At 47.2% G+C, this 23,128-nt stretch carries 17 protein-coding genes, 7 tRNA genes and 5 pseudogenes; 16 read left to right on the forward strand and 13 right to left on the reverse strand.

Annotation, left to right across the window (positions count from 1 at the left end; all coding sequences use genetic code 11):
* Positions 1 to 118: 118 nt before the first annotated feature.
* Positions 119 to 1,002 (forward strand): annotated as a pseudogene (locus tag JCM16496_RS24730) (sensor histidine kinase).
* A 16-nt stretch (positions 1,003 to 1,018) separates the two neighbouring features.
* Here JCM16496_RS24730 and JCM16496_RS17795 read toward each other — a convergent pair.
* Together JCM16496_RS17795 and JCM16496_RS17800 are read right to left on the reverse strand one after the other, a co-directional pair.
* Entirely contained in the window at positions 1,019 to 1,627 is a 609-nt protein-coding gene (locus tag JCM16496_RS17795) for a thiamine phosphate synthase (RefSeq protein WP_025835921.1), read from the reverse strand.
* Positions 1,628 to 1,793: 166 nt separating this feature from the next.
* Positions 1,794 to 2,414 carry a superoxide dismutase gene (locus JCM16496_RS17800; RefSeq protein WP_128809708.1) on the reverse strand — a complete coding sequence of 207 codons (621 nt, stop codon included), beginning with the start codon at positions 2,412 to 2,414 and terminating at the stop codon, positions 1,794 to 1,796.
* Between the two features lie 146 nt (positions 2,415 to 2,560).
* Between JCM16496_RS17800 and JCM16496_RS25425 the strand changes: the two are divergent.
* From JCM16496_RS25425 to JCM16496_RS17840, 9 genes and pseudogenes are all read left to right on the forward strand, one after another.
* Positions 2,561 to 3,327: pseudogene (locus JCM16496_RS25425) on the forward strand (ATP-dependent helicase); the annotation flags it as partial.
* A gap of 135 nt (positions 3,328 to 3,462) precedes the next feature.
* Positions 3,463 to 4,914, forward strand: coding sequence for an ATP-dependent helicase (locus JCM16496_RS25430; protein WP_500778600.1), 1,452 nt, complete (start codon positions 3,463 to 3,465; stop codon positions 4,912 to 4,914).
* 199 nt (positions 4,915 to 5,113) lie between these two features.
* The gene (gene nspC, locus JCM16496_RS17810) at positions 5,114 to 6,259 is read left to right on the forward strand and encodes a carboxynorspermidine decarboxylase (RefSeq protein ID WP_025835924.1); all 1,146 of its coding nucleotides are present in this window, start codon (positions 5,114 to 5,116) and stop codon (positions 6,257 to 6,259) included.
* A 111-nt stretch (positions 6,260 to 6,370) separates the two neighbouring features.
* A tRNA-Gly gene (locus tag JCM16496_RS17815) sits at positions 6,371 to 6,443 on the forward strand.
* Positions 6,444 to 6,471: 28 nt separating this feature from the next.
* A tRNA-Leu gene (locus JCM16496_RS17820) sits at positions 6,472 to 6,556 on the forward strand.
* Positions 6,557 to 6,596: 40 nt separating this feature from the next.
* A tRNA-Leu gene (locus JCM16496_RS17825) sits at positions 6,597 to 6,680 on the forward strand.
* 14 nt (positions 6,681 to 6,694) lie between these two features.
* Positions 6,695 to 6,767: transfer RNA gene (locus JCM16496_RS17830), tRNA-Gly, on the forward strand.
* Between the two features lie 27 nt (positions 6,768 to 6,794).
* A tRNA-Leu gene (locus JCM16496_RS17835) sits at positions 6,795 to 6,876 on the forward strand.
* Positions 6,877 to 6,908: 32 nt separating this feature from the next.
* A tRNA-Gly gene (locus tag JCM16496_RS17840) sits at positions 6,909 to 6,981 on the forward strand.
* Between the two features lie 72 nt (positions 6,982 to 7,053).
* Here the strand turns inward: JCM16496_RS17840 and JCM16496_RS17845 are convergent.
* Together JCM16496_RS17845 and yihA are read right to left on the reverse strand one after the other, a co-directional pair.
* On the reverse strand, positions 7,054 to 7,650 hold the full coding sequence (locus tag JCM16496_RS17845) for a DUF4923 family protein (RefSeq protein ID WP_025835926.1): 597 nt from the start codon (positions 7,648 to 7,650) through the stop codon (positions 7,054 to 7,056).
* 11 nt (positions 7,651 to 7,661) lie between these two features.
* Positions 7,662 to 8,270 (reverse strand): ribosome biogenesis GTP-binding protein YihA/YsxC, encoded by a 609-nt coding sequence (gene yihA, locus JCM16496_RS17850; protein WP_025835928.1) that lies wholly within the window; start codon positions 8,268 to 8,270, stop codon positions 7,662 to 7,664.
* A gap of 175 nt (positions 8,271 to 8,445) precedes the next feature.
* Between yihA and recR the strand changes: the two genes are divergently transcribed.
* The 3 genes and pseudogenes from recR (at position 8,446) to JCM16496_RS17865 (ending at position 10,120) form a co-directional block, all read left to right on the forward strand.
* Positions 8,446 to 9,063: a recombination mediator RecR gene (gene recR, locus JCM16496_RS17855; protein ID WP_025835929.1), complete on the forward strand. Its 618-nt coding sequence runs from the start codon at positions 8,446 to 8,448 to the stop codon at positions 9,061 to 9,063.
* Positions 9,064 to 9,112: 49 nt separating this feature from the next.
* Positions 9,113 to 9,570, forward strand: a pseudogene (locus tag JCM16496_RS17860) (hypothetical protein).
* Positions 9,571 to 9,583: 13 nt separating this feature from the next.
* Positions 9,584 to 10,120, forward strand: coding sequence for a GNAT family N-acetyltransferase (locus JCM16496_RS17865; protein WP_025835931.1), 537 nt, complete (start codon positions 9,584 to 9,586; stop codon positions 10,118 to 10,120).
* Here the strand turns inward: JCM16496_RS17865 and JCM16496_RS17870 are convergent.
* Positions 10,113 to 10,706 carry a YqgE/AlgH family protein gene (locus JCM16496_RS17870; RefSeq protein WP_025835933.1) on the reverse strand — a complete coding sequence of 198 codons (594 nt, stop codon included), beginning with the start codon at positions 10,704 to 10,706 and terminating at the stop codon, positions 10,113 to 10,115. The two genes, JCM16496_RS17865 and JCM16496_RS17870, sit on opposite strands and share 8 nt — an antisense overlap.
* A gap of 140 nt (positions 10,707 to 10,846) precedes the next feature.
* On the opposite strand from JCM16496_RS17870, the gene JCM16496_RS17875 reads away from it, so the two are divergent.
* Positions 10,847 to 13,954 (forward strand): SusC/RagA family TonB-linked outer membrane protein, encoded by a 3,108-nt coding sequence (locus JCM16496_RS17875; protein ID WP_025835935.1) that lies wholly within the window; start codon positions 10,847 to 10,849, stop codon positions 13,952 to 13,954.
* 20 nt (positions 13,955 to 13,974) lie between these two features.
* Positions 13,975 to 15,552 (forward strand): annotated as a pseudogene (locus JCM16496_RS17880) (SusD/RagB family nutrient-binding outer membrane lipoprotein).
* A 27-nt stretch (positions 15,553 to 15,579) separates the two neighbouring features.
* Here the strand turns inward: JCM16496_RS17880 and JCM16496_RS17885 are convergent.
* On the reverse strand, positions 15,580 to 16,896 hold the full coding sequence (locus JCM16496_RS17885) for an aminotransferase class I/II-fold pyridoxal phosphate-dependent enzyme (protein WP_025835940.1): 1,317 nt from the start codon (positions 16,894 to 16,896) through the stop codon (positions 15,580 to 15,582).
* A 165-nt stretch (positions 16,897 to 17,061) separates the two neighbouring features.
* On the opposite strand from JCM16496_RS17885, the gene JCM16496_RS17890 reads away from it, so the two are divergent.
* Positions 17,062 to 17,135: transfer RNA gene (locus tag JCM16496_RS17890), tRNA-Asp, on the forward strand.
* 146 nt (positions 17,136 to 17,281) lie between these two features.
* Here JCM16496_RS17890 and JCM16496_RS22755 read toward each other — a convergent pair.
* From JCM16496_RS22755 to JCM16496_RS17920, 7 genes and pseudogenes are all read right to left on the reverse strand, one after another.
* Positions 17,282 to 17,431, reverse strand: a complete 150-nt coding sequence (locus JCM16496_RS22755; protein ID WP_008647309.1) for a hypothetical protein — start codon at positions 17,429 to 17,431, stop codon at positions 17,282 to 17,284.
* 75 nt (positions 17,432 to 17,506) lie between these two features.
* Complete coding sequence (locus JCM16496_RS17895; protein WP_008647311.1) at positions 17,507 to 18,316, reverse strand: hypothetical protein; 810 nt, start codon at positions 18,314 to 18,316, stop codon at positions 17,507 to 17,509.
* Between the two features lie 15 nt (positions 18,317 to 18,331).
* Positions 18,332 to 18,775, reverse strand: coding sequence for a hypothetical protein (locus JCM16496_RS17900; RefSeq protein ID WP_008647317.1), 444 nt, complete (start codon positions 18,773 to 18,775; stop codon positions 18,332 to 18,334).
* An 86-nt stretch (positions 18,776 to 18,861) separates the two neighbouring features.
* Complete coding sequence (gene mobV / locus JCM16496_RS17905; protein ID WP_025835947.1) at positions 18,862 to 20,208, reverse strand: MobV family relaxase; 1,347 nt, start codon at positions 20,206 to 20,208, stop codon at positions 18,862 to 18,864.
* A 183-nt stretch (positions 20,209 to 20,391) separates the two neighbouring features.
* Positions 20,392 to 21,359: pseudogene (locus JCM16496_RS17910) on the reverse strand (toprim domain-containing protein).
* 207 nt (positions 21,360 to 21,566) lie between these two features.
* Complete coding sequence (locus tag JCM16496_RS17915) at positions 21,567 to 22,637, reverse strand: AAA family ATPase (RefSeq protein WP_025835949.1); 1,071 nt, start codon at positions 22,635 to 22,637, stop codon at positions 21,567 to 21,569.
* An 11-nt stretch (positions 22,638 to 22,648) separates the two neighbouring features.
* A complete protein-coding gene (locus JCM16496_RS17920; protein ID WP_008647321.1) occupies positions 22,649 to 22,957 on the reverse strand; it encodes a DUF3853 family protein in 309 nt (102 codons plus the stop codon).
* Positions 22,958 to 23,128: the final 171 nt, after the last annotated feature.

The raw sequence follows: 23,128 nt of genomic DNA on the forward strand, positions 1-23,128 counted from the left end.
ACTCTTCATGCAGCCCATTTTGTTGGAAAAAACTGTAGTTTCTATTAATTTATTTGTGCTTTCTTTAGTATATTTGCTTCCTGTAATTTTATAGTTTCCAATAAGCAAGCAAAAAACGATGATATTGACAATTACGGCAGCATATGATGTCTGGACCAGCGACCTCTATCAAAAGAATGAAGCATTAATATACAGTTTTGGGATGATTGTCATTCTGCTCTTGGTTATCATGATAATCATTTCCATCAGCAAGAGCAAAAGGTTGAAGGCGTTGCAGCGCATCAATGAGGTTGCCGAAGAATCCAACCAGCTGAAGAATGCTTTCATAGCTAATATGACTCACGAAATTCGTACTCCTTTGAATGCTATTGTAGGCTTTACCACCATGCTTGCCGAAATGGATAATTTGGACAGAGAAACCCGTATGGCTTTCCTGAAGGAGATTAATGATAACAAGGACTCGCTGCTGCAACTGGTCAATGACTTGCTGGACTATTCGAAAATTGAGGCAAATACCCTGGAATATAACGATGAAGAAGTGGATGTAAACGCGCTGGTTGATGAAGTCTGCACGGCAGAGAATATGCGCTCGCATCCCACGGGCATTCAAGTGGAGTTTGTAGAACGGCTGCCTCAATGCCGTTTGGTGGTAGACCGCGTGCGTTTTGCCCAAGTCATAGGTAACTTGGTGAGGAACGCCTTGAAGTTTACGGAGATGGGCAGTGTGAAAATCGGTTGCAGGAGATTGAGCAATCGTAATTTCTATTTTTATGTGGCAGATACAGGCTGTGGCATCGATGAAGTGGGAAGCATGCCATCTTTGAACGGTTCGTGAAGATGAACTACAATATCAAAGGTACGGGGTTGGGGCTTTCCATCACCAAATCCATTGTGGAGCACTATGGGGGAGGTATCGGTGTGGAGTCAAAGAAAGGGGAAGGCTCCACCTTCTATTTCACGTTGCCTGCCGGTATTGAATACAAAGAGTACGGTAAATTTTGATTTGCCAATCCAAGGCTTAATCTGCCATTTCCTTCAACTTCTTGAAGTGGCGGATTACTTCCAGATAGTCGCGGTCGGTGCAGGCATTGAATTTATTCCATAAGTCACCCATTACAACGGCACCACCGAATCCGTAATCCTTAATCTCCAGTATGTTGTCGGGAGTAATGCCTCCCAAAGCCATGACTCTACTGTCTATGACCTTACTTTTCCCTGCTTGCCGCAACTCTTCGGCTGTGAAGCCGGACGTGACTCCGGACTTTGTGATGCAATTATATATCGGGCTTAGGAACAGATAGTCATAGAAATGCTTCTTGTTCTGCACTTCGTCCAGTGAATGGCAGGTGCAACTGATGTGGCCCGAATAGTCGTGGGGCTCTTTGGGATTGCGGGTGTTTAGATGAATTCCCATCAGGCTGAACTCTTCCTGCAGGTAGAAGTGCTCATGGGTAATGATGCGCTTATGGTATTTTTCGGGTATCAGCGTTAAAAGCCGTTCTGAATACATGGCGGGAGTTTCCGGCTTCCTCAGATGTAGAATATCCAGCCCCTCTTCGAACAGTGCCGTGATAATCTTGTCTTCTTCCACAAAAAATGTGGGTGCTGTTACTACGATGAGTTTCATTTCTTTTGTTTAACTTTTAAGTTTAGCAAAGTTAATGAATACTTATGGTAGAAGCCAAAGAATTTCTTTAAAATATGTTAGATGGCTATTTTAAACAAGAAAACGCATTCTTGAACCTTAGTTGCTCAAGAATGCGCCATTAACATGTTTAGTGGGACCTTGTTGCTTATTTCAGTCTTTTACCTACTACATCCCAGTCGATGATGCTCCACAGTTCGTTCACATGGTCGGCACGGCGGTTCTGGTAATCAAGATAGTAGGAATGTTCCCACACGTCGAATCCGAGTAATGGAACAAGACCGGCGCGTACCGGATTGCTACCGTTGGCTTCTTTGGTGATGTGGAGTTTGCCGTTCTTGTCGGCAGACAACCAAGCCCATCCGGAGCCGAACAAGCCGACAGCTGCCGCGTTGAATTCCTTCTTGAAATTCTCAAAGCTGCCGAAGTCGCGTTTGATGGCTTCTGCCAGCTTGCCGGTAGGCTCGCTGTGGGCAGGCTTCGGGGCAAACTGTAAGAAGTATAATGTGTGGTTCAATACTTGTCCTGCATTGTTGAAGATGGCACCGTCCGGTGCTGTGGCAACAATGGTTATCAGGTCTTTGCCTTCAAATTCCGTTCCCGGAACGAGGTTGTTGAGGTTGTTCACGTAGGTTTGCAGATGTTTACCGTAGTGGTAATCTATGGTTTGCTGACTGATTACAGGTTCCAGTGCATTGTTGGTGTAGGGAAGTTTTGGCATTTCGTAAGTCATAACTGTTATCATTAAAATCGTTAATATTGTATTCATAAGTTTCAATTATTTAATTTTGGAACTTTACTATACAAACACTATAACCTATAGAAATGTTCGCACGTCTCCGAAGCTTTTTTTTATCTTTGCCTCCGTAAAGACAAAGGAAGAAAAAAATAGTATCATTTTAAGATTATACGGATATGCCCGATTATATAGAGGAACTGAACGAAGGACAGCGGAACGCGGTGCTATACAATGACGGTCCGTCACTGGTAATAGCCGGTGCCGGTTCGGGAAAGACGCGCGTGCTGACCTACAAGATTGCTTATCTGCTGGAGAATGGCTACCAGCCTTGGAACATTCTGGCATTGACCTTTACCAACAAGGCGGCGCGCGAAATGAAGGAGCGTATAGCCCGTCAGGTGGGGCCGGAGAGGGCGCGCCATCTGTGGATGGGAACCTTTCACTCCATGTTCCTGCGCATTCTGCATGTCGAGGCCGGGCATATCGGCTTCACTTCGCAGTTTACCATTTACGATACGGCAGACAGTAAAAGCCTGATACGTTCCATTATCAAGGAAATGGGGCTGGATGAGAAAGTGTACAAGCCGGGGATGGTGCAGGCGCGTATCTCGAATGCCAAGAATCATCTGGTTTCTCCGGCAGGCTATGCCAACAACAAGGAGGCTTACGAGGGAGACCGTGCTGCCAAGGTTCCGGCGCTTCGCGACATCTACCGGAGATATTGGGAGCGTTGCCGGCAGGCGGATGCGATGGACTTCGACGATTTGCTGTTCTACACATTCCTGCTGTTCCGGGACCACCCCGAGGTGTTGGCGCGTTATCAGGAACAGTTCCGTTACATTCTGGTGGATGAGTATCAGGATACCAATTTTGCACAGCACAGCATCGTGCTGCAACTTGCCAAGAACCATCAGCATGTCTGTGTGGTGGGGATGATGCACAGAGTATCTACTCCTTCCGTGGTGCCGATATTGACAATATTCTCTATTTTACGAAAGTATATCCCGATACGAAGGTCTTCAAGCTGGAGCAGAATTACCGTTCCACCCAGACCATTGTCCGCGCGGCCAACAGCCTGATAGAAAAGAACCAGTGGCAGATACGCAAGGAGGTGTTCTCGGAAAAGGAGAAGGGAGAGGCCATTGGTGTGTACCAGGCATACAGTGATGTGGAAGAAGGGGATATTGTGGTGAATAAGATAGCTGAACTGCGGCGTGAAAAGCGCTATGCCTACTCTGATTTTGCGATACTCTACCGTACCAATGCGCAGAGCCGTATCTTTGAGGAAGCCATGCGCAAACGCAGTATGCCTTACCGTATTTACGGAGGCTTGTCGTTCTATCAACGCAAGGAAATCAAAGATGTTATCGCTTACTTCCGTCTGATAGTGAATCCCAATGATGAAGAGGCTTTCAAGCGTATCATCAATTATCCTGCACGGGGTATAGGAGATACGACAGTGGGAAAAATCATTGCTGCCGCCACCGGGCACAATGTCAGTTTGTGGACCGTGCTTTGTGAGCCGTTGGCGTATGGCTTGAACTTCAATAAAGGTACGGTGGGAAAGTTGCAGGCATTCCGCGAACTTATATCCGCCTTTATCACAGATGCTGCGGAGAAGAATGCCTACGAGATTGGTGCCGACATTATTCGCCAATCGGGCATCATCAATGATGTGTGTCAGGACAACTCTCCCGAGAATCTGAGCCGTAAGGAGAATATAGAGGAGCTGGTGAACGGTATGAGTGATTTTTGCGCCCAACGGCAGGAGGAAGGAAACCCGAATGTGTTGTTGGGTGACTTCCTGTCGGAAGTTTCCCTTCTTACCGACCAGGATTCGGATAAGGATGGGGACGATGAGAAGATAACCCTGATGACTGTACATTCGGCCAAGGGATTGGAGTTCAAGAATGTGTTTGTAGTGGGGATGGAGGAGAATCTTTTTCCCAGCGGCATGGTGGGCGACTCCCCCCGGGCATTGGAGGAAGAACGGCGGCTGTTCTATGTGGCCATCACACGTGCCGAAGAACACTGTTTCCTATCGTATGCAAAGACGCGTTTCCGGTATGGCAAGATGGAGTTCGGTAGTCCCAGCCGTTTCCTGAAGGATATAGATATACGTTTCCTGCGTCTGCCTCAGGATGCGGGAATGTTCCGCAGGGTAGAGGAGGAAGCCGCCGTTTTCCGCAGGGAGAACGCCAGAGGCTTTGCGCCTGATAGGGAAGATGCTCCGTATGGAGGAAAAGAGCGTGTGCCTGTACGGCCGAAGCAGCAGATTATTGCGCCGACCGTTCCACGTAACCTGAAACGGGTGGCGCCTTCTGCAAATACGGCAAGTACATCGCCTTCTGCCGGCGGGTCTGCCAACCGTGTACAGCAGGGACAATTGATAGAGCACGAACGTTTCGGCCTGGGTGAAGTTCTGAAAGTGGAGGGTGAAGGAGACAATGCGAAAGCCACCATCCGCTTCAAAAATGCGGGAGACAAGCAACTTTTGCTGCGCTTCGCGCGTTTCAAAGTTATAGGGTGATGAATATTGTTTACAAAAGAACGACTTTGCAAAAGGGCGGCATCTGTTTTACTAAATCTTCTCCGGAGAATTACTAAAATGAGGAGGACGATTTAGTAAATCTTCTCCGAAGTTTTACTAAATCGTTGGAGGGGGCTTGTCAACCCCTTGTGGCGTGTTTGTTAGGATGAAATCATAAATGGTAAAAAAAATATATATAATGACAAATAAAGACTTTTCCCTTTTCCCTTCTCCCTGCTATATCATGGAAGAAGGATTGCTGAGAAAGAACCTCGCACTGATAAAAAGTGTGGCCGACCGCGCAGGTGTGGAGATAATCCTCGCTTTCAAATCATTTGCCATGTGGCGTTCCTTTCCCATTTTCAGGGAGTATATAGACCACTCTACGGCAAGCTCCGTCTACGAAGCCCGTCTGGCATTGGAGGAGTTCGGAAGTAAGGCACATACGTACTCGCCTGCCTATACCGAGGCCGATTTTCCGGAGATAATGCGGTGCAGCAGCCATATCACTTTCAATTCGCTTTCGCAGTTCCACCGCTTTTATCCGGCGGTGGTGGCAGAAGGAAGCGGCATTTCCTGCGGTCTCCGCATCAATCCCGAATACTCTGAGGTGGAAACGGAGCTTTATAATCCCTGCGCACCCGGTACCCGCTTCGGTGTAATGGCCGACCAGCTTCCCGAAGAACTTCCGGCGGGTATTGAAGGTTTTCACTGTCATTGTCACTGCGAGTCTTCTTCCTACGAGCTGGAACACACATTGGAGCACTTGGAAGGGAAATTCTCCCGCTGGTTCTCACAGATTAAGTGGTTGAATTTAGGAGGCGGGCATCTGATGACGCGCAAGGATTATGATGTAGAGCATCTTGTCCGTCTGTTGCAGGGCTTGAAGGGGCGCTATCCGCATCTTCAAATCATTCTTGAGCCCGGTTCCGCTTTCACCTGGCAGACCGGTGTGCTGAGTTCGGAGATAGTGGACATCGTGGAAAACCGCGGCATTCGTACCGCCATTCTCAACGTTAGCTTTACGTGCCACATGCCGGATTGCCTGGAGATGCCCTATCAGCCTGCAGTGCGTGGAGCGGAGATGGGCGATGCGGGTCCTTACGTCTATCGTCTTGGAGGAAACTCCTGTCTGAGCGGCGACTATATGGGACTGTGGAGTTTCGACCATGAGCTGCAGATAGGGGAGAGAATCGTCTTTGAGGACATGATACATTACACCACTGTAAAGACGAATATGTTCAATGGAATTCACCATCCGGCCATTGCAATGTGGACAAAAGAAGGAAAATCTGAAGTTTTCAAGCAATTTTCTTATGAAGATTATCGTGGCCGAATGAGTTGATAATCAAAAGTCTGCTTGTATGCCTGGCGAAAATGTACACTTTTCTTTGTGAAAAAAGTCTGCGGAATGTTTGCAGGTTTAAGGAAAATATCTACCTTTGCATCCGCAATCGCGGAAATAGCTCAGTTGGTAGAGCATAACCTTGCCAAGGTTAGGGTCGCGAGTTCGAGTCTCGTTTTCCGCTCAACGCAGTTTGGATTGCAATTACCTATGCCCAGGTGGCGGAATTGGTAGACGCGCACGTTTCAGGTGCGTGTGTCGAGAGGCATGCAGGTTCGAGTCCTGTTCTGGGCACCAAGGTAAAGCAGTCGGTTCTTTGAATTGTTGAAAGTAAGTTGGAGAGGTGGCGGAATTGGTAGACGCGCTACTTTGAGGGGGTAGTGACAATTATGTCGTGGGAGTTCGAGTCTCCTTCTCTTCACGCTTTTATACATTGCGGAAATAGCTCAGTTGGTAGAGCATAACCTTGCCAAGGTTAGGGTCGCGAGTTCGAGTCTCGTTTTCCGCTCTTTCAGATGTATTGAAGATGACTTATGCCCAGGTGGCGGAATTGGTAGACGCGCACGTTTCAGGTGCGTGTGTCGAGAGGCATGCAGGTTCGAGTCCTGTTCTGGGCACTTTACTCCTCAAAAAAGGAGAGTCATCCCATGCGGAAATAGCTCAGTTGGTAGAGCATAACCTTGCCAAGGTTAGGGTCGCGAGTTCGAGTCTCGTTTTCCGCTCTTTTCAGATAAAAAATCCCGCAAGCATTGTTCGGTGCTTGCGGGATTTTTTTTGTAGTATGGAAGTTGTTGTTATAGTTTCTGTAATGAGAATCCGAGCATCATTCCGTCGTAGCTGTTGGCCAGCGAGCCGATACTCTTCAGAGTGGAGTTGCTGCTTTTGCTGGAGAGGAAGGTTATCAGCTTCAGTAGCTTGTCCGATTCGAACAGCAGGTCCATAGTTGTGGAGGTAGCGTTGACCTTGGCATTCAAACCTATCAGCTTGGCGAATTTCAAGTTGACCTTTTGGGTGGATGCATCGTAGGAGTAGCTTCCCTTCATGCTCTTTTGCCCTACTTTGGCGCTGAATGTGCTGTCGGCGTTGAATGTGAATGACATTTGCCCGGCTTTGATGCCTACTTTGGCAAGCTGTTCGTCCAGTTTCTTTTCTGCGGCTGTGGCGGCAACGGCACCGCCGGCTTTCTGCAGCAGGTTGTCCGATTCGAATTCAATGGCGGAGCCGCTATACGACCAAGTGCCGGTCATATCTGCCGTTGACTTGCCGGTCACGGCATTTACCGCCTTCTCTATATTTTCTTTGTTGAACAAATCCTTGATGGATTGTGCGTGACTATTGCCGGTCAGCAGTAGTGCGGCAACAAACAGTTGCCAAAAAACTAATCTTCTCATTTTACTTGTTTTTATTGTTTGCTATTCAGACTTTTGTTGATACTTTCGATATAGTCCAGCAGTTCTTTCCGTCCCATGCGGTTCTCGGAAGAGGTGATGAAGTAGGGGGGCAGCTCTTCCCATTGTTCCTTCAACTGTTCCAGGTATTCGTTGATGTGGGTGTTCAGTCTGCCGCCTTTCAGCTTGTCGGCCTTTGTGAAGACGATGGCAAAGGGTACACCGTTCTCGCCCAGCCATTTCGTAAACTCGAGGTCGATGGTTTGGGGGGCCAGCCGGCTATCTATAAGAACAAACAGACAAGTCATCTGTTCGCGTTGCAGTATATAACTTTCAATAATGCGCTTGATTTGCTCCTGCCCTTTCTGTCCCCGTTTGGCGTAGCCGTATCCCGGAAGGTCTACAATGTACCAGCTCTTGTTGATGAGGAAATGGTTGATGAGCATGGTCTTTCCCGGTGTGGCAGAGGTCATGGCGAGACCTTTCCTCCCGGTCAGCATATTGATGAGACTGGATTTTCCTACGTTGGAGCGTCCGATGAAAGCATATTCGGGAAATGTACCGGCGGGGCATTTCCGCACGTCTGTGTTACTGATGACGAATTCAGCGTTTGTAATATCCATTTTGTTGCCTTTTTGGGGTTTTACGTGTGGCAAAGGTAGCACTAATTTCATAAGTTTGCACTATCTTTGCCCAGAAAGCGAAGATAGGCCGCACCTCAGCATAAAAAATGAACGAGTTCATTTTATTCTGCATTCGGTTTGCACTATCTTTGCCCCCAATAGGAGAATTTTAAGTATGAATGGACAGTTTCCCTCGACATTATTGGAGAAGGCGGTAAATGAGTTTGCCAAGTTGCCCGGAGTGGGACGCAAGACGGCTATGAGGTTGGTTCTTCACCTGCTCCGCCAGGATACGGCAGCGGTGGAAGCGTTCGGCAATGCCATCGTGACGCTGAAGCATGAAGTGAAATATTGCAAGGTATGCCATAACATATCAGATACGGAGACGTGCCGCATCTGTTCCAGTCCGCAACGGGACGCTTCTGTGGTTTGTGTGGTAGAGAACATCCGTGATGTGATGGCTGTGGAAGCCACACAACAGTTCCGTGGTTTGTATCACGTACTGGGAGGTGTCATCTCGCCGATGGATGGCATTGGTCCCGGAGACTTGCAGATAGAAAGCCTTGTGCAGCGGGTAGCCGCCGGCGGCATCAATGAAGTGATTCTTGCGCTGAGCACGACGATGGAGGGAGATACCACCAACTTTTATATCTACCGCAAGCTGGAAAAACTGGCCGTGAAGCTCTCCGTCATAGCCCGTGGCATTTCCATCGGCGACGAATTGGAGTATACGGATGAAGTGACTCTGGGGCGCAGTATTGTGAACCGCACTCCATTTTCCGGAACCGCCTGATTGTTTTGAGTCATTATCAATTATTCATTATCCACTATCAATTTATTAAATGGAAGAACAAATAAAGAAGACCGCAACACGTGTCCGAACAACTTTTGCCTATTTCTGGATGCTTCCCATCCTGCTCGTTCTACTTGGAGAAACCGGAGGCGGATGGTAGGTATGTATGCCGGAGATGTACGTGCCACCTATATGGCTGAGACGCTAACCATTCTGCTGGCTGCCTCTTGCGTGCCCGTAGCCCTGAAACTCTTTTCATGGGTACTAATCCGGAAAATAGATGTAGCGACGCTTCCCGAAGCCCTCCGCCTCTATGCGCTGTGGAGTGGTGTGCGGCTGGCATTGCTTGCCATACCGGTGCTTGCAGGCTTTTTCACCTATTATATCATGTTGAGCAGTACGGGTGCACTGTGTGCACTGATAGGACTGACGGCTTCTCTGTTCTGCCTGCCGGGTGAGGGACGCCTGCGTAAAGAACTGCATATCAATAAAGAAGAAGAAATGTAACCGACTGGAAGATATGAATAAATCTTATTTCTGCAGTGAAAGGGTGCGTCTCCGTGCTATGGAGCCGGAAGACTTGGAGGTGATGTATGCTATGGAGAATGATTCCCGGACTTGGGATGTGACGAACTTCACCGTGCCCTATTCCAGATTTGTCTTGAAACAATATATTGAGAATTCCGAATGCGATATGTTTGCCGACCGCCAGCTGCGTATGATGATTGTACGTGTAGAGGATGATGCGGTGATAGGTACCATCGATATTACAGAGTTTTCTCCCATGCATGCCCGGGGAGAGGTGGGCATTGCCATACGGAAGGAGTATCAGGGCAATGGTTATGCCAAGGAAGCGCTGCGTTTGCTGTGCGACTATGTTTTCAGTTTCTTGTATCTGAAACAGTTGGTAGTCCATATCTCGGTGGACAATGAGGCAAGTATCCGCCTTTTTGAATCCTGCGGTTTTGTGCGTTGCGGGCTTTTGAAGGAGTGGTGGCGCGTAGGAGGATGCTATAAGGATGTCGTTCTGTTGCAACTTCTCCGCAGCACTAATTGAGCGTTGGAATCTGGGGGAAGCGTGACCATATTTCATATTTTGCTCCCAGCTTGCACAATGCCTTCTTCCAGAGTGTGCCGCTGGCCGCCTCGTCCATTAGCGAACTGATGTTTTCTTTGCCAACCAGCCAGGTGTTCTCTTCAATTTCCCGGCCAAGTTGTTCGTACTCCCAGCCGGAGTATCCCAAGAAGAATCTGATTCTGCCTTTAACGGGATTTCCCTGCATGATGTAGTCTTTAATGGCTTCAAAGTCACCGTTCAGGTAGAAGCCTTTGCCGATGGACAATGCTCCGGTAATACCCTCGAGCGTGTGCAGATAGAACAACGTATCTGTGCTGAGCGGTCCTCCTTTATAGATAGGTATACTTTCCGGGCAGTCGAAGTCTTTCAGCACATCATTCAAGAATAGGGGGAGTGGTTTGTTCAGAACCAGTCCCATTGTGCCGTCATGTGTATGGTCCACCAGTAGAATGACGGATCGCCCAAACATATGGTCACACAAAAAGGGCTCGGAAATCAAGACCTTTCCCCGGGCAGGAACCACATGGTTTGTTTCTATCTTGAATAGATCTATATTGCTATACATGCCCCTAATATACATAATATTCCACAATAAACAAAAGTTCTTCGTTGTTTTTCATTTTAAAAGTTTCTTTTCTCAGATTTTATGGCTTTTTTTATTCGGAGAAAATACTTAAGTTTGCAAGTAATTGGCAATTTAATGCAATGAAATATACTACATTATATACGTTAATTTTAGGGCTGTTTTCTATAGGATGGACGGATTGCCCGGAGGAATTTATAGAGCGTATGCAGCGTCCGGGACATTCTGAAATACAGCTTTCTAAAGTGACGATAAGTGGCCGTGTGCTGGATGAAAACGGCTTCCCGCTGGCCGGTGCCACTATTCAAGAGAAAGAAACTGCCAATGGTGCGATAGCGGATTCGGAAGGGAAATTCACTCTGGTGGTTGCCGATAATGCAGTGCTTCGTGTTTCGTTTATCGGCTACATTTCCCAGGATATTGAGGTGGAAGGACGTTCGACCTTTCATATCACGCTAAGAGAAGATATGATAGAGCTGGATAACGTTATTGTTACCGCTTTGGGTATCGAAAAGAAGGAAAATTCTCTTTCTTACGCCACAGATTTAATAAAAAACGAGGAGTTGACGCGAGTAAAAATGCCCAACTTAATTACTTCGTTGACCGGCAAGTCGGCAGGTGTGCGTGTCAATCAGGTTTCTTCCGGTTTGGGAGCCTCAGCCAAAGTCAGTATCCGTGGAATCCGTTCGGTGGCGAGTGACAACCAACCGCTGTATGTGATAGACGGTGTTCCTATTCTGAACTCCACTTCCGAGCAAGCATACTCTGCCATAGGCGGAACGGCCAATGCCGGCAACCGTGACGGAGGAGACGGCATTTCCAATCTGAATCCTGAAGATATAGAGAGTATCAGTATCCTGAAAGGAGCTCCAGCGGCAGCTTTGTATGGTAGCCAGGCTGCCAATGGGGTGATACTGATTACCACAAAGAAGGGGCAGTCGCACGGGCAGCGCAGTGTTTCTTTCTCGACGAGCCTGATGTTCGACAATGCTTTTGCACTACCCAAGATGCAGAACCGCTATGGAGTAAGTGACGGTGTGGACAGTTGGGGAGAACGGGCAAACCTTCCCGAATACGATAATCTGAGAGACTTCTTCTCTACTGGTGTCACCTCCATAACTTCCATCTCCTTGAGTCACGGCAATGAGAAGTTGCAGAACTATTTCTCCTATGCCAATACTACGGGGCATGGCATCATTGGGAAACATAACCTTTCGAAGCACAACCTCACTTTCAGAGAGACTTCCGTTCTATTGAATTCCCGTCTGAAGTTAGATGGCAGTATGAACCTGATGCGCCAGGTGGTGAAGAACAAGCCTACTGTGGGCGGTTTCTACATGAATCCTTTGGTGGGGCTCTACCGTTTTCCACGGGGTGAGGATATTGCTTATTATAAGGAGAACTTCGAGGTTTATGATGAGAGTAGAAACCTGAACATACAGAATTGGCATACCTCTTACGAGGATTTTGAGCAGAATCCCTACTGGATTACCAATCGCATATTGAGCAAGGAGAACCGCATGCATGTCATAGTTTCCTTATCTGCCAATCTGAAGATAAACGATTGGTTAAGCCTGCAGGCCCGTGGCAATGTAGACTATATTAACGACAAGGTGCGCCAGCAGTTCTATGCCTCTACCGCTCCGGCGTTGGCGGGAGCCAATGGGCGTTATATCGAGATGGACTATCAGGAAACCCAATATTACGGAGACGCCATACTGATGATGAAGAAGCAGTGGGATGCATTCTCTCTCAACGCGGCGCTCGGTGCCAGTATCAATGACAAGACAGTGAACTCCACCCGCTATGACTCTAAAACAGCTTCGCTGAAATATGCCAATGTGTTCAATCTGGCCAATATCATCATGAATGGTTCCGCCGGGCTGGACCAGAAGATTGATGCGCGGCGCCAATTGCAGTCCTTGTTTGTGACGGCACAACTGGGCTACAACGAGTTTGTCTATCTTGATTTGTCGGCCCGTAATGACTGGTCTTCCACGCTGGCTTATACATCTCATGAGAAAAGCGGGTTCTTCTATCCCTCCGTGGGATTTTCGCTGATATTCAATAAGCTGATGACTTTACCCCGATGGGTGTCACTGGCAAAGATAAGGGGGGCATACAGCATGGTGGGCAATGATATTCCCATGTTCATCACAAATCCTTCCTCGCATATCACGGCGGGCGGAGAGTTCCTGGCAAGTGATGCCGCGCCGTTCAAGGATATGGAACCGGAGATGACGCATTCCTTTGAGGCGGGTATAGAAGCGCGTTTTTTAAAGAACCGCATTGGTTTGACTGCCACTTTCTATAAGACGAATACCCGGAACCAGTTCTTCAAGCTTCCTACTCTGTCGGGCGATAAATATGCCTACCGTTATGTCAATGCGGGTAATATACAGAATGTGGGGTGGGAGGTTTCATTGGATGCCGTTCCTTTGCTGACGAACCATTTCAAGTGGAAAACAGAGGTGAACTTCTCCACCAACCGCAACAAGATAATCTCACTGCACGAAGCGCTGAAGGAGTTTCTTTACGGTCCTACCAGCTTCTCGTCCAGTTATGCCATGAAATTGGTGAAAGGGGGCTCTATCGGTGACATCTACGGAAAAGCTTTTGTACGTGACGATGCGGGCAATATCGTTTACGGCACGGAAGGAGACAATACCGGCATGCCTTTGGTAGAAGGGGATGGCAATACGGTGAAAGTGGGCAATGCCAATCCCAAACTGATGCTGGGCTGGAATCATATGCTGTCTTACAAGAATTTTTCTTTCTATTTTCTGGTGGATTGTCGTTTTGGAGGCGATATTTTGTCCCAGACGCAGGCGGATATGGATATGTATGGCGTTTCTGAAGTCACGGCCCGGGCCAGGGACAAAGGCTATGTAATGCTCGAAGGTAACCGGATAGATAATGTGAAAGGATTTTATAAGAATGTTGTAGGCGGACGGGCCGGGGTGACGGAATATTATATGTATGATGCAACGAACATCAGGCTGCGTGAGCTGTCCGTGGGCTACCAACTGCCTGCTGCCTGGATGGAAAAGACCAAAGTCCTCAAGCGGGCACAACTGTCCTTTTCGGGACGCAACTTGTTCTTCTTCTACAAAAAGGCGCCTTTCGACCCTGACCTGGTACTTTCTACGGGCAACGATAACCAGGGGATTGAAGTCTACGGTATGCCTACCACGCGTAGTTGGGGATTTTCTTTGAAGTGTGAATTTTAAGAGGGGGAGGGAGACTTGATATGAAGAGGATTATAGTACTGATTGGCATGGTTTTCGTGTTTCTGGCTTGTACGGGAGACTTTAAGGAAATCAATACGGACAAGTCCGGCGTGACGGACGAGGACTTGCAGGCCGACTATAACGAACATGGCATCCGTCTTGGAATCATCCAGCAAGGCATCTATTTCAATTACGATTACGGAAAGGGGAAGAACTGGCCTTTTCAATTGACCCAGAATTTGAATGCCGACATGTTCAGCGGTTACATGCACGATGCCAAGCCTCTGAATGGAGGTTCGCACAATTCGGACTACAACTTGCAGGATGGATGGAACAGCGCCATGTGGGGACATACCTATGAGTATGTTTTCCCGCAGATATATCAGTCGGAGAATGCCACACGTGACCGTATGCCTGCCTTTTTCGGCATTACCAAGATACTGAAGGTGGAAGTGATGCACCGTGTCACGGACTATTACGGCCCTATTGTGTATAGTCATTTTGCCGATCCCGAAGCCCGTTATATGCCCGACACGCAGAAAGAGGTCTATAATGCCTTTTTCTGTGAACTTGATACGGCTGTTGCTGTACTTTCCGATTATATTGTCGAGCATCCGGGAGCTTCGGAGTTTGCGCGTTTCGATATGCTGTTGGACGGTGATTATGACTCTTGGATAAAGTTTGCCAACTCGTTGCGGATGCGGCTTGCCATGCGCATTGCGGTAGCCAGTCCGGAGAAGGCAAAAACGGAATTCCGTAAGGCGATGGATAATGAATACGGAGTCATTCGGGAGGCAGACGAGTCGGTGGCGGTTTCCACGGCGAGTGGATATACCAATCCGTTGGGCGAGATAAATCTTGTTTGGAATGAAGCTTATATGGGAGCGCCGATGGAGTCCATACTGAACGGATATGAAGATCCCCGTCGTGAAATCTATTTTGCCACTTGCCAGAATGAACAGTTTGCAGGCGAGTATCGCGGCATTCGTCAGGGTACATGCTTTGCACATAACTATTATAATACACTCTCAAAATTGAAAGTTACCCAGCAGACTGATGCAGTGTTGATGCCGGCAGCAGAAGTCTGGTTCCTGCGTGCCGAGGCTGCTACGGGGATGGACCAATGAGTCGGCGAAAACCTGCTATGAAGAAGGGGTAATGGCTTCTTTCCGTCAGTATGGCATCTTGCAGTCCGACGCTTATCTGGAGAGCGACTTGTTGCCTGCCGATTTTGTGGATACCTACGATATGGAGAATGATATTACCGCCCGTTGTCAGGTTTCGCCACGCTGGCTGGAGTCGGCGGATAGGGATACGAAACTGGAGAAGATTATTACCCAAAAATGGATTGCTATGTTTCCCGAAGGGTGTGAGGCTTGGGCTGAACAGCGCCGGACGGGGTATCCCCGGCTATTCCCCGTACGCTTTAATCACAGTAAAGACGGTGCATAGATACTGAGACAATGATTCGCCGTCTGAACTTTCCCGGTGGACTGAAGACGGAGAATGCCGAGCAGTATGCCGCTTTGGTAGAGGCACTGGGTGGAGATGACAATGCCGGTACCCGATTGTGGTGGGATACCGGCATCAATTGGTAGAGATACCTTATTATATAGGGATATTTTTTATTGGATAGGGTGATTCTCGGCAAAAATTGCCATACGTTCGTCCAACTGGTCGTACTGATGGTCTTGGATAAAGGAAGTGCAGGCACGCAATCCTGCCTGATGGCTTCCGGTGGTCACCAGTGAAATGGCGCTTACACCGTAGTACATTAGTTCCCGTGCAAGTTCTCCGCTACTCATGCCCGGGTAACCGATGGTGAAATAGAAACCGTCGGCAACGGGGTCACCCAAATCATTGTCGTATACCAAGTGGAAACCGTGGCGTAAGAAGATTTCTTTCAGGCGGCGGGCACGCTCACCGTATACTTTCACTTCATCAAGGAAGTTGTATTGACCTTCATTGGCTGCTTTAAGCATGGCGGCAAGAGCATACTGCGCAGAGTGGCTGGTGCCGGAGGAGAGTGCATAGAGTACGCGGTGGATGAATACTGTGCCGAAGGTGCCGCCGCCGTAGCGTTGTGTCAGCCCGGGATAGGCCCGATGATACAGTTTGTCCGAAATGCAGCTGACACCGATACGTTGACCGGCATAGCTGAAAGCTTTGGAACCGGAAATGAGCAGCACGTAATGGTCCGTATAGTGTGCCACAGAAGGTTGGTAAGGCGCTTGGAACGGTTTGCTCAAGTCTTGGCGGAAGTCCATGGCAAAGTAGGCGAGGTCTTCCAGCACAATGACGTCATATTGGGTTGCCAGTTCGCCGATGATGCGCAACTCTTCTTCTTTCAGGCAAATCCAGCTGGGATTGTTGGGATTGGAATAGACGATGGCGGAGATATTGCCTTTGCTGAGGTAACTTTCCAGCTTCGCCTTCAACTTGTCGCCACGGTAGTCATATACGTCAAAGGTTTCATATTTCTGTCCCATCACGACCAACTGCTGCTTCTGTACCGGGAAACCGGGATCGATGAAGAGAATGGTATCCTTTTTCTCATCGCACTGGCTACATGTGAGGAATGAAGCAAAAGTTCCTTGCATGGAGCCGGTAACTGGTACACAACCTTCGGGGGCTACATCTACATTGATAAAGGCTTTGATAAAACGTGATGCTTCCTCTTTCAAGGCGGGAAGTCCGTTAATGTCCGGGTAGAGGCTGGCAATACCATTCTGCAATGCCTCCACCTCGGCCTTTACGCCGACAGCTGAGGGGGGGAGTCCGGGTACACCCATTTCCATTTTTATGAATTCCACACCCGATGCCGCTTCGGCATTGGCTGCAATGGCTTTTACTTCACGGATGGTTGCTTTGGCAAAGTCTGTGATATGAAAATCTGCGATAGTTTCATCTATCAACTTACGTTCAATAGGAGTATTTCTCATGATTTCAATATTAATTTAGTTTTGCAAAGGTAACATAAATCTCTTATAATCAAGCTGTGTTAAAAAAAAGATGATTTTTTTTCTTTCAAGCTATTGCAGATATAAGAATTTTGTCTACCTTTGCAACCGCAATCGAGAGAGATAGCAACAAAAGAATGAAATAATGGTGCGTTAGTTCAGTTGGTTAGAATACATGCCTGTCACGCATGGGGTCACGGGTTCGAGTCCCGTACGCACCGCAATAAATATTGAAAATCAATATTTTATAAATAGAACACCCACTTTTACACCCTAATAATGTAAAAGTGGGTGTTCTATTTATAAAATATAATATGGATACAAAAAAATTGTAGGAGAAACACTAGTTTTCTCCTACTCTCATATTTTATCCAATCAAATCTTGTAACCAAAGGTGAAAACTGTCTACTTCTACATAGTCTTCTCCAACCATATCTATATAATTTATGGCATAAGATAAATCAACTTCGTAACCATAAAATTCACTTAAATCACATATTAATTCTTCAGGTGTCATTGTTGTTTAACGAATTTGAACTGCTAAATATATAAATTCAGTAATTAACTCTAAATCTGATAGAATAAATACAAGTCATAATTTACTTTTTATTGTATCTATTACAATAGAAGAAACCTTTAAACCTAATTCATCGAAGAAACCCTTAATACTACTTTTGGTATACTTTTTTACACCTAGTTCATCCATTGATTGTTTATATTGAATAGCCCATTTATCAATGCTTTCAATTTCCAATTTTTTAAAGCGATTAATAATTTCATTTTTAACATAATCATCAGCTATATTTATTTTGTCTTGAACCTTTTGAGGTAATTGATATCTATAATAGGCAATCCCAATATGTCCAAAAAAGCTATCACGTGCTTTAGGATATATTTTTCTGTCAAATCCTTTTTGTAGCAAAGGAAAATGTTCCCATATATAATTGAACATTACACTATTCATTTCTTCTTGTGTGTATTTCTTTAAGATAGGAATGGATTTATGGAATTCAATTTCTCTATCTCGCCACATTTTATTTCTCTCTTTTTCATTCTCCTTTATTGCTTCTTTTTCTTCTTCTGTTAAGTCTTCATCAAAATACCCATAATTTTCTTCTTCTACTTCATCATCTTCGTCTTCATCAAGTCCATCCATTTTAATTCTGATAACACTATCTTTCATCCTGTTTTTTAGACATGCCGCTAATAAACGGGTATCTACAGGTAAAGTTTCATCATTTTGTATATTTTCAAGATGTACCTTTAATGCACCTGATTCACCATTAAGAAGTTCAGAAACAATGTTTTCAGGTATAGTTAAATCTTTGATATACGATAACTCAACCGGAGATATATTTAATATCTCTATTAATTTAAATTTGGCTTCAATATTAGTTTTCATAATAATAAAATTTATTTAAATGTACGTTTGTACTTTTTCGAATACAACCTTTAAGTCATTTGTTTTATTTCGAATAATTCTTTTCTTTTTATTATATTCAAAATCGTTATAAGAAATAACAACGAGACTAATACCATGTTGAGGTAAGACAACTTTTCTACGTTCGTCATATAGTTTTCGTTGTTCTTTACGAGTAATTCCACTTATAGTTTTTTTTCTATCGAAAAAAGCAACATCCTCGGTATGTTGTTTTTCATTATATTCAATAACTAAATTCTTAGATTCATAATAAGCGTCTACACGTAATTTTCTCCCGCGTTTCCCGTTTATAGAATCCCCCCTTAGAAAATCAAAACAATGTTGTCTTAAAGCTTTTGTCCCTAATATTTCATCACATAAATCAATTACATAAATTTCATCTTTAATTTTATGCTTTGTGATGATTGGTTTATTAATCATGTTAATACAATGGTTTGATATACTTGACAAATATATAAAATTTCATTTATATTTTCGCATAAATTATATTCGATAAGCAAATAAATTTATATTTTTAATCCTCGCATAGGTTTGTTTTCCTCCTTTTGGGTGTGGCTTACACCCAGCTTTTCTTTGAGCTCTTTAAATTTCATCTTGAACCATTCAAGTATAGGCATTCCGTCAATACACAGCCTAAATTTCCCTTTCTCCTGCGGATTTCTCTCTATGGTTGCCGTTGAGTGCTCCGTCCTGAACTTCTCCTTGTGTTCCTTCGAATAGAGCCTGCCCTTGAACTCTACGGGCTGCAGGCTGACGATTCGCCTTGTCAGTTCCTCGGTAAACCCCACTTCCCGGCATTGTTCGGCTATGGGCAGCAGTTCCGTTACGATAGGGAAATAGGTGTCTATCTGTTTCAGCCTATTGTTGTACTCTGCAATTTTCTGTTGGTAACTTCGGTCTATCTTGTTTATCTCGCTGTTGTATCGGTTCTCCATTTTTGCCTGTTCCCTCTGTTCGGCTTGTACTTGTCTTTGCAGATTAGCTATATCCTGCTTCAAACCCTCATTCTCCGCTTCCAGCCTCTTGACCTTGCTGCCGCCCAAAAGAGAACTTACCCCGTCCGCTATGGCTGTGGTTGCGTTCACCGCCGCCCCCTTCATCTTCTGCACGTCGATTTCTCCCTTGACCTTTTTCAGTTTCTTCTGTGCTTCCTCTTCCAGCCCCAGCAGGGTTTCTATGTTCTCCTGCAGGCTGTCTTGTTGTTCTACCAGTTCCTTGTAGTATTGCATGGTGGATATGTGTTTTGCCAGCGAACCGTCTATTCCTCTTTGCAAGCCGTATTTGCTCATGGCTTGTGCATAGGTGTCTTGATAGTGTTTCAGCCTGTGCCTTGCCATGACGTCATCAGCACACAGCCGTACATCCTGCGTGTTCTTCTTGCGGTATTTCTTTTTCCCGTTCTGTTCTTCCTTTCTGGCTTTTCTGCGCTCTCCGGTTACTATCGGTACGATAGTGGCGTGTATGTGAGGTGTCTTCTCGTCCATGTGCAGGACTGCCGACACAAGGTTCCGCTCCCCGTATGTTTCCCGGAGCCATTTCAGGTTGTCGTTGCACCAGCCGTCAAGCCTCCCGTCCTCTTCCATTTGCTTCATGTCCTTGTTGCTTCCGGTGAGCAGCACCCGGATTGCCTTCACCTGGTTGGTGCCCACCTTGCGTTTGATGCCCGCCGTCTCTATCCGGTACGCTATCGCCTGCGTGCGGTTCTTTACTCCTTCGGGGAACCGTACCAGTTCCCGGTTCAAGTGTGTGCGCATTCTGTCCGCGTTCTTCGGGTGGACGGTGCGCTCTATGTGTGTGGACATTGCACCGTCCGCACCCTTTGCCTTTTCCAAATGCAAAACTGCATATCCCATAACTGTAATACATTTTTCGGTTAATACTTCCCCTGCCTTGCTCCCATGCCGCATGGCTTCGGGGTTTCAAAAGGGGCGGCGTCCCTTTTGCTCATTGGGGCTTTTTTAGCGATGCGTGCATTGCGTGAAGAAAAAGCCCTAATAAGCTATGGCTTTTTTCAAAGCCTTCCGGTGGCTGTACGATTACATCCTGATACCTTTGTTTTTCTTTTTCGGTTGCTCTGCCTTCTGTTGGCTTTTCTCCGGTTCCGGCTTCTCACGCCGCCGTTCGGATTGTCTGTTCTGTTTACCCCGCAGGAAGTCGTTCAGGTCGTTGTAGCCTCCGTATATGTGCGACGCGTCCTGGATGCGCAACCCGTATTCCTCCCGCAGTTCCTGAACAGCTTCCATTCCCGCCTTGTCGTTGTCGAGGAAACAGTGGATGCGCTCGTAACCGCCCAATGGTCGGATTGCCTTGGAGAGGTTGGAAGTCGAGTTCAGTACGATGTAGTCCTGCCCGTCAAGGTCGGGACGGTCAGGACACCTTTCCAGCCGCAGGGTGAGGAAGGAGAGGTAGTCCATGAAGCCCTCGAAGAGGTAGCAGGTCTCCTTCGGCTGTTCCTGCCGTATGTGGGTGATGTCCTTCGGTGCTATGCAGCCCTTGAAGAGCTTGTTGCGTATCTCGTAGCCTCCCGAACGGTTGGGAAAACCAACGGCAAAGTAGGGTTTGCCGCCAGTCAGATAGCGCACCTCCCTGCATTCTCTTTTTGCCAGTTCCGTATTTATCCCCCTCTGCCGCAGATAGGACAATAGGGCGGGGGAAGAAAGCGGCACCGCCTCCAACTGCCGGAAGCTCGGTTTTGAGAGTGGTTGCCCGCCAAAAGAGAAGGAGACCGGGCGCACGCTGGTGCCTGCTCCGCTATCCGTTCCAAGAGATAGGGTAGGCTGTCGGATGCGTAGAGTTCCCGCGCCAGTGCGATGATGTTCCCGCCCCTGCCCGCGCCAAAATCGTACCATAGGTTGCGTTCCATGTTCACCTTGAAGGACGGTTCCTGCTCGTCCCTGAACGGTGACTTGTACCATAGGCTGTCTCCCTGCCGTCTTACCGGGTTGTAGCCAAGAGTATGCAGATATTCCTCTATGCGTATCCGCTTCGCTTCATTCGTATTCATGTAGATTTCTGTTTAAGTGGATATTGTTTTTTCTTTTCGCCCGTACATGTTTGCGGTACGGTCTGTATATATCCGCTTCACTTCACTTCCGTATATATAGGTACGGGAATAAAGTGAAGCGGTTTTTACCATATTCTGGAATATTCCACTCCACTTCACTATATATATATACCCCGGTTGAAGTGAAGCGGTTTCCAGTCTGAGCCGCTAATAGTGGAAGTCCGGCTTGAAGGTGTATTTCCTTCCGTTCTCCTGCACTATCATCCGCTTGTTTTTCAATACGGTGATGAGGTCACGCAGTCTGTGGTCACTGAGTCTGACACCGACAGAGGCGTATGCTTCCCGCAAAGCCCCTTCAAGTTCCTTGTAACCGTATTCGTCTTTCAGGGTGAATGCCGCTTCCAGTGCGATGCGGTGCTGCTGTTCGGTGATGTCCCTATACGGGTCGAACTTCCCTCTGTTCCCTTTTGTCTCATCCTTGTCCTTGAACTGGTAGTCCTCCAGCAGTTCGGGCAATGCCTCCCCGTTGATGCGGAAAGCAAATGGCTCGAAGTCCACTGCCCTGATATGTGCGGTTTTGACTGTGCTTACACCGGGGTTCTTCTCGTCCTTTTCTACTTGCAGCACCGTTTCCGCCTTGTTGCTTAGCTCGGTTCCGATGTGCCCCCTTGCATGCTCGTCCCCCTTGTTCTGGTGCAGTATGGTGTGAATGTGGATATTCCTTTCCCCCGTCCATGTCATCAACAGGGAGATTACCTTCGTGGACTCGCTGGAACTGTTGATGTCATACACCATGTCCCGTATCCCGTCGATGACTACCAGCCCAACATTCTCGGTACGGTAGATTGCCTCCCTCACGATTGCTATGCGCTCTTCGGGCGTGTACTTCCGCAGGACGAGGAACTCGAGGTTCTCATGGTTGCTGTCGGTCGGCAGCCCCGCCATGCGAAGGCTGCGCCTTGCCACTATCTCACAGTGGTAGGTGCTCTGCTCGGTGTCCACATAGAGTATTTTCCGTTTGTTTTCGGGCAGTTCCGCCGTATAGTTCAGTACCGTCCCGTTTTTCAGCGCAGCCGCCACGATTGCGGAGACGTTGAACGTCTTCTTGCTTTTGGCTTTTCCGATTGACGCGCTGAAATTTCCCAGTGTGCCGATGACGGAGCCCTGCACTTTCAGGATTTCGGGCGCCTGCTCGTGGTTTTTCGAGAGGTCAAGCCGCGAGGCATGCCATAGGATTACCGCCTCTTCGGGGGTGATGTTTCTTTCCTTGTTGTCCATACTACACCTCCCTATCCGCGTCCCCCGCTTTTGCGTCCTGCCAGTTCCAGCGCCATGTCCGCATCGACGATGATTTTGCGTCCTATCTGCGTAATGGCTCTGTTTATCCTCCCGCTTTTCTTGATGCGGTTTGCTGTGGGTATGCTGCACCCGAACAGCCGGGCTATGCCGCCTATCCCGTACACATACTTCTTTTCCTTGTCGGCTGCCGGTTGTGCTGGCTTCGTTCCGCTTCCCTGCAAGGCGTGCCGGTTCAAGAATATGAACTCTTCGCCCGTCATCTGCCATACGGGCTTTGATAAAAGGTCTCTAATTTCCATATCAGAATGAAATTAACGTTTGTACTGCAAGCCCTGCGCATGGGCTTTTTACCTCGTTCGAACAGTGCAAAGTTACTTCCGGGTACGGGTGGTAAGGATGTGGATAGCGTGATTTGAATATCACGCTATCTTGTTAAATATCAGTAAGTAATAAAGAGTGGCGGAAATTAT

It is taken from the genome of Bacteroides rodentium JCM 16496, from assembly GCF_000614125.1.
GTDB classification, from domain to species: Bacteria; Bacteroidota; Bacteroidia; order Bacteroidales; family Bacteroidaceae; genus Bacteroides; species Bacteroides rodentium.

Bases quoted from the DNA above. Each gene is read 5' to 3' on its own strand.
- JCM16496_RS17795 (WP_025835921.1), bottom strand. From the start codon at position 1,627: ATGAAACTCATCGTAGTAACAGCACCCACATTTTTTGTGGAAGAAGAC.
- JCM16496_RS17800 (WP_128809708.1), bottom strand. From the start codon at position 2,414: ATGAATACAATATTAACGATTTTAATGATAACAGTTATGACTTACGAA.
- nspC (WP_025835924.1), top strand. From the start codon at position 5,114: ATGACAAATAAAGACTTTTCCCTTTTCCCTTCTCCCTGCTATATCATG.
- JCM16496_RS17845 (WP_025835926.1), bottom strand. From the start codon at position 7,650: ATGAGAAGATTAGTTTTTTGGCAACTGTTTGTTGCCGCACTACTGCTG.
- yihA (WP_025835928.1), bottom strand. From the start codon at position 8,270: ATGGATATTACAAACGCTGAATTCGTCATCAGTAACACAGACGTGCGG.
- recR (WP_025835929.1), top strand. From the start codon at position 8,446: ATGAATGGACAGTTTCCCTCGACATTATTGGAGAAGGCGGTAAATGAG.
- JCM16496_RS17865 (WP_025835931.1), top strand. From the start codon at position 9,584: ATGAATAAATCTTATTTCTGCAGTGAAAGGGTGCGTCTCCGTGCTATG.
- JCM16496_RS17870 (WP_025835933.1), bottom strand. From the start codon at position 10,706: ATGTATAGCAATATAGATCTATTCAAGATAGAAACAAACCATGTGGTT.
- JCM16496_RS17875 (WP_025835935.1), top strand. From the start codon at position 10,847: ATGAAATATACTACATTATATACGTTAATTTTAGGGCTGTTTTCTATA.
- JCM16496_RS17885 (WP_025835940.1), bottom strand. From the start codon at position 16,896: ATGAGAAATACTCCTATTGAACGTAAGTTGATAGATGAAACTATCGCA.
- JCM16496_RS22755 (WP_008647309.1), bottom strand. From the start codon at position 17,431: ATGACACCTGAAGAATTAATATGTGATTTAAGTGAATTTTATGGTTAC.
- JCM16496_RS17895 (WP_008647311.1), bottom strand. From the start codon at position 18,316: ATGAAAACTAATATTGAAGCCAAATTTAAATTAATAGAGATATTAAAT.
- JCM16496_RS17900 (WP_008647317.1), bottom strand. From the start codon at position 18,775: ATGATTAATAAACCAATCATCACAAAGCATAAAATTAAAGATGAAATT.
- mobV (WP_025835947.1), bottom strand. From the start codon at position 20,208: ATGGGATATGCAGTTTTGCATTTGGAAAAGGCAAAGGGTGCGGACGGT.
- JCM16496_RS17915 (WP_025835949.1), bottom strand. From the start codon at position 22,637: ATGGACAACAAGGAAAGAAACATCACCCCCGAAGAGGCGGTAATCCTA.
- JCM16496_RS17920 (WP_008647321.1), bottom strand. From the start codon at position 22,957: ATGGAAATTAGAGACCTTTTATCAAAGCCCGTATGGCAGATGACGGGC.